We start from the raw sequence: 13,536 nt of genomic DNA, 5'->3' as shown, positions 1-13,536 counted from the left end.
TAATGTCATATTAACAATCACCTAGAAGCGATAATCCATTCGGAGACGCACGGTCCTGCCAGGCTGCCAGAAAAAGTTCTGCCAGTTGGTATCTGCAGCCGGGTGTTGGTAGTTCTCATTAAACAAGTTGTAGAAGCTCAACGATGCTTCAAGACCTTTCACCCACCGTACATCGGTGACGAGATTCAGATTAGAAAGAAAATAATTATCGGTATGTGTGCCATCAAGCGTTTTGCGCTTGCCGTAATATTGCAACTCATAACCGGCGCGCAAGCCGGTGATCAGCGGTATCGGAATGGAAATATTCAACTTGCCCAGATGGTAGGGTGAGTTGGGGAGGTGTGAGCCCTGTTGCTCAGCATTCTGAATACCAAAACTACTGCGCAATCGTACGCCCCAATCCCATGTTTTATCCAACGATAATTCTGCGCCTTTGGCCAATATTTTTTGTGATGTCTGTTGATATTGCGATAATCCGCTGACCGGATCGATTCCGAGCGCGATGATGTTGTGCATATCCCATGCGTAAACGGTAGCGCGTAAATTCATATTCGGCAGCGGAAGATAATCTGCCACGAGTTCAGCGGTATCAACCATCTCGCTGCGTAATCCTGGATTGGCAACTTGGGAAATGCCATCGGTGTAGTCACGCTCATACGCATTCGGTGACCGGTGGGCGCGGCCATAGAGTGCTTTGAATGTTGTTTTTGGGGTGGCTTGCCAAATCAGCGCGCCGCGTGGACTCAATCGATTGCCAAGACTGCCAATCCAGGCGCTGTAGTCATAACGCAGCCCTACGGTTGCGGACAAGGTGTCGGTAATGCGCCATTCGTCTTGCGCGTACACACCAACACGGACAACAGAACTTTTGATCGCGATATTATCTTCAGGATGATCGAAATTCTGAAAGGATTGCTTGATGGACGTATTATTTTGATACTCAACACCTGCCATCAGTTTATGATTCGACAAGGCAGTGGAAAGCAGGCGCAATTCAGCACCATGCCAGTCGCTGGGTCCGGTGGATAGCGTTTTTTCACCACCATAGACTAAAGGGTTATCATAGCGATATTGACCAAGAAACAACCGGCCCAATACGTTGAGGGTGTCGTTGGCAAAACTGTCGTTATACTGGATTTGTGTGTTGAGCCGACGATCTCGTTGAAATTGACCGGCTGCCAATGGATCAGAAAAGAACATGCCGGTTGGGTCATCTTTACGTCGGTCACCATAAATGAAGTCGAATGCGAGCGGACCATGCTTGGTTTGTGCAAATAATTGCTTAACATTTTCCCCATCCAAACGGCGCGCCACCCCTGAAATACCGGAATCGCCATAATCAAAAAAACGATCTGTTCCGCGGGACTGAAGACCTGAGAAAGAAAGTAACGCATCAGTGCCGTTACTGAACTTTTTACCGAAGGTGGCGCGTTCCTGCGGCATGGTTTCCGCTGTCTGGTATGAGGTCGATAGCTCGGCACCATTGACACTTGCGCCAGTACGCGTAACGATATTGACAACACCCATCATGGCGTTCTGTCCATACACGGCACTGCCAGGACCCGGAAAAAATTCAATCCGTTCGATCAAATCTATATCGAGTGGAAAATCACGCCCGGTGGGTCCCTGGTCATAAGTTGCGTCGTTGATGCGGTTGCCATTGATCGTGATCAGTACGCGGGAATTGAAATCCCCTGGCAGGCCGAATCCGCGTGTGCCTAAATATTCATATTGATAATCATACGTGGTATGAATTCCGGGAAGGCTGGCGAGAGCTTGATTCAGCGTGCGCCAGCCATAGGTTCTGATATCTGCACGGGTAATGACACTGACTGCAGCGGCAACCTGCTGCTGTTTCTGCTCATATTTTGAAGCGCCGACAATGCTGATATTCATCAATTCCTCTAAGCTCATTTGCTCCAAATTCTTTGCCGCACAGACCGGAAATATTTGCATGAAAAGCAAACCGAGCAGCAAGCTTTGTTTTATAGGAGTATTGACGATCGGAAGAACAAGTTTTCTGGGGGTAAACACAATGAACAGGGTTGTTTTTTTAGTTTCATGATTTAAACATACCCAATCACCGATTAAAGCCGAGAAGTAAGATTTTTATTACCCTTAATTTATCAAATTAGGGAGCCTCTGAATCACTGTCATTTCGAGCAGAGCGAGAAATCTATACTGTTGATTGCCAAAGATTCCTCACTACGTTCGGAATGACAAAGGTGAGTTATTCAGAGATTCCTTAGGGATTGTGATCTTCCTTCAGGGAAAAGGACGTGAAAATATGAGATCTTTACAACATACTACAAAACAGTGTGCAGATTTCAGCCATACTTTATTACTGAAGCACCGAAGTGGCAAAGCGCAATAGCTGAGAACTTAGATTCAGACCAGCTTTTCTGACTACTATTAAATTGGCTTCAAATGTAATTCTTTCGTCTTTAACTTCCATGTTGAGTGCAATGCCTTGTTGGATGGCACCTGGACTGTCCGCTACGATGAGTGCAGGTTTATCTTGCAGGGTGTAGATGACGTCTTTTAAGTTGTCAATCGATGAGCGGGAGATAAAAACTAACTGGCATGAATCGAGACGATCAATATTGTTCGTTCGATGAATGGTGATGGTGCGATCACCAATTCTTTTTTTCTGCATTAACAAATCGAGATTCTTGCCAAATGGATCGTTTCCATAGATACATAGGTTAAAAGTACTGGCGTCAGTATCAGGCCATGTCGTATAAACTGCAAAGTTATATAGGAAAGCTGTTTTTAACGTGTATTCATCCAGTTCGCCTGCTCGTGCGTGCGGTGAGTAACTTAAGATCACCCAAAAGAGCAACAGGTATAATTTTGCCAAGGGCATTCTAGACTAAAATACCTTGCAAAATTGATGAGCGAATATCTTGGGTGTTGTCGTCATGGCGCGAAAATTTAATCACTTGAGCAGGGCGCATCATGCATTAAATGTTTTCGATTAAATAGAGAAAGATGTCATTAAAATAATAAGACAAGTGCACTAAAAATGCCCTGGGCGTTAATAGTCTGAGTGCACGAGGGGATGTGCTGAATGTCTTGTTTTGTGCAGAAGGGGAGATTGAGGATGTTCCATAAATCGCTATATTAAATATAGAAATTTAAAGAAATAATGCCTCGACACTATTAGCTATCGTTTACACAAGATCTAGCAGGCCGTTGAAAAACTATCTGCGTTGCCGCTGCGGTGTTAAAAACAGACTCAAAATACTCATTTATCATACATAAACTGCGCTTTTTCGCCTGTTTTTGCCTTGCATCGGCTGCCTCGAAAACGTTTTTCAATGGCCTGCTAGGATATCCTCTAGAAAATTCAACCAAATATTTTCTTCGTTGTTGTGCAGAGGTCTCTGCTGGGTACGGTTCTGTTATATAAGAATAAACAGGAGATCTTGCTTCAGTTCGAAATTAGACCGGTAATTGGTATAAATTGGTATCTATAAGGTACAAACTAAGAAGATATGCATAGGCATTAGCCGTTTCACTATTCAGTTACTCATTCTCCAATAGGCCTAGAAATCCACCCGACTGATGGTTCCATAATTGTGCATAGAGCTGATTACTGGCAATGAGTTTGGCGTGGCTGCCTTGTTCTACAATATGACCTTTGTCAAATACGATGAGCCGGTCCATTGCTGCGATAGTCGATAAACGATGCGCGATGGCGATTACCGTTTTACCTTCCATCAGTTGATACAGGCTTTGCTGGATGCTGGCTTCCACTTCGGAATCCAGCGCGGATGTCGCTTCATCCAATACCAGAATGGGCGCATTCTTTAATAGCACACGGGCAATGGCGATGCGTTGCCGCTGCCCGCCGGAAAGCGTGACGCCGCGTTCGCCCACATGGGCATCATAGCCAATCCGGCCTTTAATATCCCGCAATGTCTGGATAAATTCATGCGCTTGCGCCTGTTTGGCCACTGCGATCATTTGTGCATCGTCGGCATCGGGTTTGCCGAATAGAATATTGTCTCGTACCGAGCGATGTAATAACGAAGTATCCTGTGTCACCATGGCGATGCTGGCACGCAGGCTATCCTGAGTTACTGTACGGATGTCTTGTCCGTCGATGGTGATATTGCCTTGTTGCACATCGTAAAAGCGCAATAACAGGTTAACGAATGTCGATTTGCCTGCGCCTGAGCGGCCAACGATGCCGACTTTTTCGCCAGCTGCAATGTGGAAATTGAGATCATTAAAGATACGATGAGAATCGTGCTGATCGGGGTGATAGGAAAAATAGACGTGATTAAAATCAATCATGCCTTGATGAACTTGTAGTTCTTTTGCATCCGGCACATCGGTGACATGCTGTGGTTTGGACAGTGTATTGATACCATCTTGTACCGTGCCGATATTCTCAAATAGTGCGTTGACTTCCCACATGACCCAATGCGACATGCCAGTCAGCCGGATAGCTAAACTCATGACAATCGCAATAGCCCCCGGGCCGATGGCACCTTGCAACCATAAATGGATACCCAATCCCCCTGTTGCGAATACCAGCAGCATGTTGATAATCCAAACACTGGCATTGAGTTGGGTCGACAGGCGCATTTGCGGGTATACCGTGGCCATGAATTCTTCCATGCCCGCTTTGGCATAAGCGGATTCCCGCTGGCTCTGAGAAAAAAGCTTGAGTGTCAGGATATTGGAATAACTGTCGACAATACGCCCGGTCATGAGAGAGCGTGCATCGGCTTGTAGCGTGGAGATGCGTTTTAATTGCGGGATAATATGCGACAGAATGGCAATGTATAGGAATAACCAAGCCAGTAGCGGCAAACATAGGCGCGGATCTGCATTGAATACCAACAGTAACGTTGTCGTGAGGTAAACGGTTACGAAAAGTATGACGTCAAGCAGTTTCATGACTGTTTCACGCACCGACAGCGCGGTTTGCAGAACTTTGGTGGCAATCCGGCCACTGAACTCATGCTGAAAGAATGCGTAACTTTGATTAAGCAAGTAGCGGTGCGACAACCAACGGACACGCATAGGGAAATTGCCCATGAGCGTCTGGTGGATTACTAACGAATGTAGCAGCACCAGAAGCGGAATCCCTATCAAAATAAATACGGACATGGCCAGTAAAGTCGGCCATTCATCTTCCAGAAAATGTGCGGTTTCTTTTTCCGCCAGCCAGTCGACCATTTGCCCAAGGACACCATACAACATGGCTTCGCTGATTGCCAGGCAAGTAGTTAGTATCGCCAGTAAAATCAGATAAAACTCAATCCCGCGGATATAATGGCGGCAGAATTGATACAGCCCCTTGGGTGGCTCAGCAGGATGCTCTGGAGGATAAGGGTTTATCAGGCGTTCGAAGTAGTCGAACATATCTATTTAACTATTAGTGAGTTGTTCAAATATTCTAAATCCTGCCACATAAGTTCCAATTGCTGAACCCAGCGTTGAAAGTATAAAAATCAGTAAGATGCGCGTTACCTGGTTATTCCACCAACCTTTCAAAGTGGTTGTGTCCGTTCTGAGCCGATTAAAATCACTGACCTTAGGTTTGCGTAAATAAGCTTCAACGGCAGCGACAACCATACCGGCGCCAATGGTTGGATTTAAAGATGTCAAGGGAGCTGCCAAAAAAGCGGTCAGAATAGAAAGTGGATGAGCAAAAGCAATCGCTGCACCCAATGCGGAAAGCCCGCCGTTAATCACTATCCAATCAACGACCATGGCGGTGCCCATTTCCGGGCTGCGCGTAAAACCGATTGCGAAGCCTGCCAGAATCAGCACAACAATTATCCAGGGAATAAATTTGAGCCATTGAGAGGGTGCCGGAATGGTATCGAGTTGTGCAATTCTTTCATCCGGATTGGTGATGCTCTGAGTCTCAAGTTGTTGCACCATGCCATTCAGGTGCCCGGCGCCAATCACCGCCAGGATATGCTGGTAGTTATTTTCTTCGCACTCTTTGATGAGGCGGGCGGACATGTATTCGTCTCGTTCGCTAATGAGCGGACGGAACAAATCCTTTTCGTTCTCAGCAAATTGTGCAAAAGAACTTTCTAGGACGTCGCCTTCTTTGAGTTTTTCAATTTCGGCTGCACTAAATTTTTCTTTGCTGATGACACTTTCTATCAGACCGGCAAATAAAGTAAAACGTTTCCACCAGGGCACATTATGATAAATTCGTTTCAGCGTCGTGCCAATTTCTCGGTCTATCAGTAAAACCGGTAATTTGGCGGCCTGGGCATCTTTGATCGCAACACGCATTTCTGCGCCTGGCTCAATATTAAACTGTTCCGCCATGCGCTGCTGGAAAGCGCCTAACGCAAGACTGGCAGCAACCATACTGGCTTGACCGTTCTTGATTACTTGGAATAAATCCATTTTAGCCATGGCATCGGGGTTGACGATGACTTTGTGACGGCTCGGACATAATTCAACAGCCACAGCATCATACTTTCCTGTGGCAATCAGTTCCTGAACTTTATCTGCACTGGCTTTTGAGACATGTGCAGTTCCCAGTAATGTGACGTTGCAGTTTCTCACCTTGACAGTTTTAAGCGGCTCAGCCTGTGTGGCGTGCTCGCTTGTTAATTCAATAGCTTGTTCTTCTAATTTAAACATTGGTTGTTATTTTTAAGAGTCGTAGGGTTGGCGGGTAAAGGTAATCCAAGTATTGCATAACGGAGATTATCATGGCGATAATTCAAACGACATTCATTTTCTCTAGAATACTTGGGCACTTGAAAAAAGTGTGTAAATGATGCAAAGCGGAAAAACTGGGTTTATTTGCAAAATGAGGAATTCTGTTAGTGTTTTTCAATTTCTGTAATGATGTAACCGTGAACAGGGTCGAATGACGTAGTTCCATATAAATAGTAGGGTTATGATTCGAAATATAAGCGACTGAAATGTTTGCAGGATAGGACAAGTACTAGTACATGTGTACTATAAAAAAAGGAGGAATTTCCTGTGTGCTAAAGTAACTTAGGCATTATAATTCGATCGTAAGGGCTTATTCATAAAATATATTTGTTAATGAATAGACATCTTATGTAAGCTTGTGTTTTATAATGGTAATTTATTGGTTTTTGTAAACTCACCTAGGAGAATTTAAAATGAAAAATAGCTTTAAGTTAAATTTAGTGGCAGCCGCCGTATTGATGGCAAGCAGCGTTGCCCATGCAGGAATTGCTAATGTATCTGGGGATGGTTCGGTAGGAAACGCTTATCAAATGGGGGCGATTACTCCAACTCCTACGGTACTCGCTGCAATTGTAACCGGCTCTCCCTTATCATACTTTGAAGAGTATGCAGATTTTACTATTGCTGGATTTGGCCAGGCGAGTGGTTCTGCGAGTACTCTGTTGCTGACCTTAAGCAACATTAATGTGAGTGAGATAACGGGCTTGACTGTAGAGGTATGGGATAATGTTCATCCCAATGGTAATACTTTACTTACAACATTTTCAGGCAATAATGTAACCACGGCGTTTGGCTCACTGCCTAATGGACAGTATCATTTAGACATTAGCGGCTATCTCGGTAGCCAAGCTTCTGTTGGACAATACTCGGTTGCAATTAGTGCAGTTCCAGAACCAGAAACCTACGCTATGCTGCTGGCTGGCCTTGGTTTAGTCGGTTTTTCAGCACGCCGTCGTAAAGTAGCTTAATCGGTACTTGAGACAGTAGCCACAGAGAAGAGTTTTTCTCTGTGGCTTTTTTGTTTCCAGAATTCAGCATGTAAAAGTATTTCTATCAGCAAATGCGAAGATGCATTGAATAACTGGTAGCTCACAGCACTCTTCCTGTCATTCTGTCCCTAGAATTCCGTTCTTGTGGCTAGCAGAAATCCAATTCATTCAGTTTTGCAAATTACTCTCTAACAAGACGCTGAAGGCTTGAGTTGTCCAGAAGATCAACAACGAATCGTTACTGTTCTTTTTGCATGGCAACTAGAAATATATTGTTTATTATCTTCACTGCATCAATATTATTTCTGGCTGTGATTCTGATTATTTTAGGCGATATCAGGATGCGGGGCTGAAAGGACTAATAACGGTGTACAATTAATAAAAATTAGGTGTGAGAAAGCACTTTGACAGTGTAAGAACCCGAGAAGGAAGTTGGTATTATGAAAAGATTAATTGCTACTATTTTTTTTACCGCTGTGATTCTACTATCGGGTTGCGCGGTATCATCAGAAAACAATCATGTGCCTTACATTTCCCCCGCGCAATTTCAAACTTATAATTGCAATGAATTATTGGCTGAGATTGAACGGATTCAGACTAGAGTCAGCCAGTTAACGGGTAAACCGGATGACAAAAATCCGGCCAAAGACAAATGGGTGCTCGGTGCGGATTTATCGCTTTCATGGGCGGCATTATTTGCATTGGGGGGGACCAAAGAACAAGAAGCTGAGTATGAACAATTAAAAAATGAGTATGATGCGATACAACGGTGGGCAGTTATCAAGCAATGCCCGGGTGTAATTCCACCGGCAGAGAAACCGCCTGAATTTGATCCAAACCTGGTAGAAACATTGAAGTGGGATACAGTGGCAGAGCAGCGGTAATGAAGCAATGCGCAATGAGGATGTTTGTTTATAAGTGGTGATGCCGGGCAAGATAACGGGGCGTCCAACTATGCGGAATTTTGTGTACGAAATGGTAGCGTGCAACATGGTAGCTGGGATCAAAACCATAGAAATTAAGTTGCATATGACGGAGTTCTTCGTCGCGATAATTTTGTAAGGATTTTTGCTGCTCGTCTACTTGACGTTGATGTACTTTTCGCTGAAGTAATACGGGGAAATTAGGGTCGTTTGCGATTGTTTCAGCGATTTGTGTTATCTTTTTCTTGAAATCAATTGGGCTTAAAGCAAAACAATCATCCATTAATCCGATATTGCGCGCCTCCAGAGCACCGATTGGCAAACGATTCTGTGTCAATGACTTTACATGGGATTCATTGACTCGCCGAGGTAGTAGATAAGTCCAGTATTCCGAACCGTATAGATTGCCCATACTTTTATAATGCGGGTTCAGGATAATGCTATCACGAGTGAAAATATAATCGGCGGCCAGTGATAAAAATACACCGCCCGCTCCGGCATTGCCTTGTAGTGCGGCGATCGTCAGTTGCTGGTTAGTGGTGATAATGGCCTGTACCAGATCATTCATGGCGTTAATATTGCACCAGGATTCATCGGCGGGACTGATAGCCCGTTCAATGTGGTTCAAGTGTATGCCATTGCACCAGAAATCAGGTCCACCCATTAACACGATGACTCGAATAGAACGCTCAGTCGCTTTCAGGTATGCTTCCCGCAAACGCTCGCATTGTTTGGTATCCATAGCGCCGTTGTAAAAGGTAAAGTGCAGGTAACCGATAGCATCTTTCTGCTCAAACCAGATGTCACGATAAGTATTGCCGGGTTCTTTGGAGAACGGATCAAATGATATTTCCGGTACATCGGTAAGGTGATTTTTCAATGCCATTGTGGCAGCTAACTTAAAAGTTGATTCGGTATTATTTTTTTGTTTTAGATGGCCAATCCAGATTGCACCATCCACTGTCGCCCGGCAAATGGCATTATTGCGCTTTGCTATAACTGTTCCAGGTCTGCCGGTTAAACATTCTTCCCTGCAAGCATCAAATAGAAAATAAGATTCTCCATACAGTGTGTCCAATACCCCCGGGAATCCGTCAGCAGCATGAATTTTTTTTAAAATGGTAAGTGATTTATCTTGCTGCCAATTGATACTGCGGTCGAGTTGCCGGACTGGAGCATGTAACCGGCCCAGGACGCCGGGACATGAATAATCTAGTGGGAGCGGCTTGAATGTATCAGACTGGAAACGTACGATAGCGGTTAGTATTGCGCGGGTAGCTGCCTCAACAACTTCGTGGCGATAGAGGCTGCTTTTCCTGGCGAAGCGCATCGGGAAAATTTCCGATGCCCAGATATCGCCGGCATCCATTTGTGCGTTTGCCTGTAATACCGTTACCCCCCATTCCTGCCGGTCATGCATGATTGCCCAATCCAGTGCAGAGGGGCCACGATCACCGATAATCCCGGGATGGACAATAAAACAAGTATGCTTGCGCCAGATAGTTTCCGGAATGGCGCGTTTCAGAAATGGGGCAATAATCAGATCGGGCTGAAACAGTTCGACCGCTTGGCATGTAACAGCGTCGTTGATATCAAATTCGATCGATATGCTGTGCCCGCATCGCGTCAACTCAACAAACAGGCGTTGCGCCAAACTGTTGAAGCTATGTGTTAGAAATAGAATCTTCAATTCAATAGTTTTAACAGATACGCGGAAGTTGTTCGCCACTTAACCAATCTACAATGCGTTTGCCACCGAAACGGGTTTGCATCTGTACAAAACAATGGGTATCTTCGATTATTTCACCAATAATGGCAGCATTTTCGCCTAGGGGATGGGCGCGCATCGCATTCAGCAAGTTCGATGAGTCTTCCGCTGCACAGATCGCGATGAGCTTGCCTTCATTGGCAATGTATAGTGGATCCAAACCTAAAAATTCACAGGCCGCGCAGACTTGTTCGCGAATGGGTAGTTCGCTTTCATATAACATCATTCCAACCGATGATTGTAAAGCGATTTCATTGAGTGCGGTGGCAACCCCGCCACGTGTCGGGTCACGTAGTACATGAATATCCGGAGCCGCAGTGATCATATGTGCCACCAGATCATGTAATGCTGCGGTATCGGATGTAATGCTCGTATGAAAAGATAAGTTTTCACGCAATGCCATAATTGCGATACCGTGATCTCCCAGTGTGCCGGATACGAGTATTTTGTCACCGAGTCGTGCATTCTCGCTGGAAATGTTGATTCCTTCCAGTACCATGCCAATTCCGGTGGTGGTGATAAATACGCCATCGCCACTGCCTTTTTCAACTACTTTGGTATCCCCGGTTACAATCGGCACTTGCGCGGCGTGTGCGGCATTTGCCATGGAATCAACGATACGCTTGAGATCAGAAAGCGGGAAACCTTCTTCCAGAATAAAACTGGCTGCCAGATAGGATGGTTTGGCTCCAGACATGGCAATGTCATTAATGGTGCCGTGGACCGAAAGGCTGCCAATATCTCCGCCGGGAAAGAATAATGGTGTAATAACATGACTGTCCGTGGACATCACCATGCGCCCGTTAAAGCTCTGGAAACAGGCTTGATCATTCATTTTTCGCAAATATTCATTATCGAATGCTGTCAAAAACAATTGATGAATAAGCTGCGCCATAGCACGTCCGCCGCTGCCATGCACCATCTCAATACAGCCATTTTTCAAATCAATAGAGCGCATGTATCCGGGTTTGACGATACCATTGCGGGACATCAATTTTCCTTCATCGCAGCATGATTTGTTTCCCGGAAACGGCCATAACTATAATGAGCGGCGCAAGCGCCTTCCGACGATACCATGCAAGATCCGATTGGATTCTCCGGTGTGCAGACTGTACCAAAAATCTTGCAATCCTGTGGCCGTTTTACACCGCGTAAAATTGCACCGCATTCGCAGGCCTTGTTATCTGCGATAGAGAGTGCGGGAATTTGAAAACGTTGTTCGGCATCAAAGCCGGCATAGCATGATTTGATTTTCAGTGCACTGTAGGCCACTAGCCCTAAACCGCGCCATTCAAATGTGCGGCGCAATTCAAAAATTTCAGCTACGAGCTGTTGTGCCTTGATGTTGCCTGCAGGCAACACTGCACGCGTAAATTCATTTTCAACCTCTGCGCGGCCTGCATTAATTTGACGTATCAACATCAATATTGCCTGCATAACATCAAGGGGCTCAAAACCTGCTATTACCACAGGTTTTTGGAATTCTTCCGCGAAATATTCGTAGGGTTGACTGCCGATCACCACAGAAACATGCGCTGGGCCAATAAAGCCGTCTAACGAGACTAATCCGAGCTGGCGGACTTCAGCGGACTGAAGAATATGGGAAATCGCTGAAGGTGTTAACACGTGATTGCAAAATACTGTGAAATTATTCAAACCTAGCGCTTGCGCCTGCTTGATTGCAACAGCGGTGGGCGGTGTGGTGGTTTCGAAGCCAATGGCAAAAAATACCACTTGATGTTGCGGATTTTTCTGTGCAATTTTTATTGCTTCCGCACTGGAATACACCATGCGTACATCTGCGCCCTGTGCTTTTGCTTTCAACAAACTCATACCATTTGCAGTAGGTATGCGTAACATATCGCCGTAACTGCAGAGTATCAGCCCGGGTGTTTGTGCCAACCGAATGGCATTTTCCACGCGGCCGATTGGTAAAACACATACCGGGCAGCCAGGTCCATGAATCATATGTACATTGTCAGGAAGCAGATCAATAATACCGAAACGTGAAATGGCATGAGTATGTCCGCCGCAAAATTCCATAAAATGATAATCGCGTCGAGGACTTACTTCGGATGCGATTTTGGCAGCGATGTTCTGCGCCACAGTACCTGTACGAAATTCGTCAATATATTTCATAGTGGATCATTCAATCGCCATCATTAGGTATTTCTCTGTTGAAAGCGGATATTTGTGCAAACATGGCCAGTGTACGTTCTGCTTCTGTCTGATCCAGTTTCTGTAGCGCAAAACCAACATGTACGATGACATAATCTCCAGGCAAAATATCTTCAACCAATGCCAGCGAAATTTCCTTGCGTATGCCACCCAGGTTTACGATTGCATGATTTTCGGTAGTCAATTGTTCGATGCGAGCAGGAATAGCAAGGCACATAAGCTTTTATGTAAGTTTCTATAGGCTTAAATTATGACATAATTAACTATCTCTAATTTTAATAGTCTAGAAAGTGATCAAACAAAATTCTTTTATTCTTTACATAGTGATCATCCTGATTGGATGGTTTGGCTTGTCAGTAATGCCGAGTTCTGTTTGGGCAGACAATGGAATATGGATTGATGTGGATACGAACGCACATACTTTGTCAGTGATGCAGGGAGATACTATCCAGGCGGTGTTTAAGAATGTAGCGATTGGACGCTATGGCACTACCTGGTCCAAGATGACAAAAGACGACAAAACCCCGCTGGGCAGATTCAGAGTGGGTTGGATCAATGAAAAAAGCCGCTATTATCGTTTTTTTGGGCTGAACTATCCAAATCTCGATACAGCAAAACGTGCATTGGATGAAAATAGAATTACTGAAGAAACTTGGCTATCGATATTGGAAGCAAAAATTATGGGAAAAACGCCGCCTCAGAATACACCGTTAGGAGGGCACATAGGTATACACGGAATCGGGAGAGGTGATCAAGAGATTCATCATGAATACAATTGGACAAATGGCTGTATTGCGCTTACGAATGAGCAGATTGATCAGCTGGGTAAATGGATCAAACCCGGTATATTGGTGAATATCCGTTAGCCACTGATGATTAGCAACCGGATCAAAATGTGAGTTGTTTGTTGTTACTAGAGTTTAGAGTCTCAGCCCCAAAGGAGGTAAATCACCGCAAGAAAATAAGAAAA

Annotated in this window: 11 protein-coding genes; 3 read left to right on the top strand and 8 right to left on the bottom strand. The window is 44.9% G+C overall.

The annotated features are described in order from the left end of the window. Positions 1 to 21: 21 nt before the first annotated feature. From NIT79A3_RS15765 to NIT79A3_RS15750, 4 genes are all read right to left on the bottom strand, one after another. The gene (locus NIT79A3_RS15765) at positions 22 to 1,956 is read right to left on the bottom strand and encodes a TonB-dependent receptor (protein WP_156797113.1); all 1,935 of its coding nucleotides are present in this window, start codon (positions 1,954 to 1,956) and stop codon (positions 22 to 24) included. Between the two features lie 385 nt (positions 1,957 to 2,341). Then, on the bottom strand, positions 2,342 to 2,860 hold the full coding sequence (locus NIT79A3_RS15760; protein WP_198009370.1) for a YfiR family protein: 519 nt from the start codon (positions 2,858 to 2,860) through the stop codon (positions 2,342 to 2,344). Between the two features lie 668 nt (positions 2,861 to 3,528). Next, positions 3,529 to 5,379, bottom strand: coding sequence for an ABC transporter ATP-binding protein (locus NIT79A3_RS15755; protein WP_013967134.1), 1,851 nt, complete (start codon positions 5,377 to 5,379; stop codon positions 3,529 to 3,531). A 6-nt stretch (positions 5,380 to 5,385) separates the two neighbouring features. Next, positions 5,386 to 6,627, bottom strand: coding sequence for a TraB/GumN family protein (locus NIT79A3_RS15750; RefSeq protein WP_013967133.1), 1,242 nt, complete (start codon positions 6,625 to 6,627; stop codon positions 5,386 to 5,388). 494 nt (positions 6,628 to 7,121) lie between these two features. Between NIT79A3_RS15750 and NIT79A3_RS18015 the strand changes: the two genes are divergently transcribed. Both NIT79A3_RS18015 and NIT79A3_RS15740 read left to right on the top strand, forming a co-directional pair. Continuing rightward, a complete protein-coding gene (locus NIT79A3_RS18015) occupies positions 7,122 to 7,676 on the top strand; it encodes an FxDxF family PEP-CTERM protein (RefSeq protein ID WP_013967132.1) in 555 nt (184 codons plus the stop codon). 461 nt (positions 7,677 to 8,137) lie between these two features. Beyond that, positions 8,138 to 8,581 (top strand): hypothetical protein, encoded by a 444-nt coding sequence (locus tag NIT79A3_RS15740; RefSeq protein WP_013967131.1) that lies wholly within the window; start codon positions 8,138 to 8,140, stop codon positions 8,579 to 8,581. 28 nt (positions 8,582 to 8,609) lie between these two features. Here NIT79A3_RS15740 and NIT79A3_RS15735 read toward each other — a convergent pair whose 3' ends face one another. From NIT79A3_RS15735 to NIT79A3_RS15720, 4 genes are read right to left on the bottom strand one after another with little or no spacing between them, the layout of a single operon-like run. Continuing rightward, a complete protein-coding gene (locus tag NIT79A3_RS15735) occupies positions 8,610 to 10,349 on the bottom strand; it encodes a hydrogenase maturation protein (protein ID WP_013967130.1) in 1,740 nt (579 codons plus the stop codon). Then, positions 10,321 to 11,379, bottom strand: coding sequence for a hydrogenase expression/formation protein HypE (hypE, locus tag NIT79A3_RS15730; RefSeq protein ID WP_013967129.1), 1,059 nt, complete (start codon positions 11,377 to 11,379; stop codon positions 10,321 to 10,323). Before hypE ends, NIT79A3_RS15735 begins: the two co-directional genes overlap by 29 nt. Continuing rightward, positions 11,379 to 12,527, bottom strand: a complete 1,149-nt coding sequence (gene hypD, locus NIT79A3_RS15725; protein ID WP_013967128.1) for a hydrogenase formation protein HypD — start codon at positions 12,525 to 12,527, stop codon at positions 11,379 to 11,381. The genes hypE and hypD overlap by 1 nt, the downstream gene beginning before the upstream one ends. 10 nt (positions 12,528 to 12,537) lie before the next feature. Continuing rightward, entirely contained in the window at positions 12,538 to 12,783 is a 246-nt protein-coding gene (locus NIT79A3_RS15720; RefSeq protein ID WP_013967127.1) for a HypC/HybG/HupF family hydrogenase formation chaperone, read from the bottom strand. A 142-nt stretch (positions 12,784 to 12,925) separates the two neighbouring features. On the opposite strand from NIT79A3_RS15720, the gene NIT79A3_RS15715 reads away from it, so the two are divergent. Continuing rightward, positions 12,926 to 13,432, top strand: a complete 507-nt coding sequence (locus NIT79A3_RS15715) for a L,D-transpeptidase (protein ID WP_013967126.1) — start codon at positions 12,926 to 12,928, stop codon at positions 13,430 to 13,432. Positions 13,433 to 13,536 lie beyond the last annotated feature (104 nt).

Source organism: Nitrosomonas sp. Is79A3 (genome assembly GCF_000219585.1).
Taxonomy (GTDB): Bacteria; Pseudomonadota; Gammaproteobacteria; order Burkholderiales; family Nitrosomonadaceae; genus Nitrosomonas.
Note: the sequence above shows the minus strand (reverse complement) of the source record. Positions and strands in the feature narration are given on the sequence as shown.

Bases quoted from the DNA above. Each gene is read 5' to 3' on its own strand.
- NIT79A3_RS15765 (WP_156797113.1), bottom strand. From the start codon at position 1,956: ATGCAAATATTTCCGGTCTGTGCGGCAAAGAATTTGGAGCAAATGAGC.
- NIT79A3_RS15755 (WP_013967134.1), bottom strand. From the start codon at position 5,379: ATGTTCGACTACTTCGAACGCCTGATAAACCCTTATCCTCCAGAGCAT.
- NIT79A3_RS15750 (WP_013967133.1), bottom strand. From the start codon at position 6,627: ATGTTTAAATTAGAAGAACAAGCTATTGAATTAACAAGCGAGCACGCC.
- NIT79A3_RS18015 (WP_013967132.1), top strand. From the start codon at position 7,122: ATGAAAAATAGCTTTAAGTTAAATTTAGTGGCAGCCGCCGTATTGATG.
- NIT79A3_RS15740 (WP_013967131.1), top strand. From the start codon at position 8,138: ATGAAAAGATTAATTGCTACTATTTTTTTTACCGCTGTGATTCTACTA.
- hypE (WP_013967129.1), bottom strand. From the start codon at position 11,379: ATGTCCCGCAATGGTATCGTCAAACCCGGATACATGCGCTCTATTGAT.
- hypD (WP_013967128.1), bottom strand. From the start codon at position 12,527: ATGAAATATATTGACGAATTTCGTACAGGTACTGTGGCGCAGAACATC.
- NIT79A3_RS15720 (WP_013967127.1), bottom strand. From the start codon at position 12,783: ATGTGCCTTGCTATTCCTGCTCGCATCGAACAATTGACTACCGAAAAT.
- NIT79A3_RS15715 (WP_013967126.1), top strand. From the start codon at position 12,926: ATGCCGAGTTCTGTTTGGGCAGACAATGGAATATGGATTGATGTGGAT.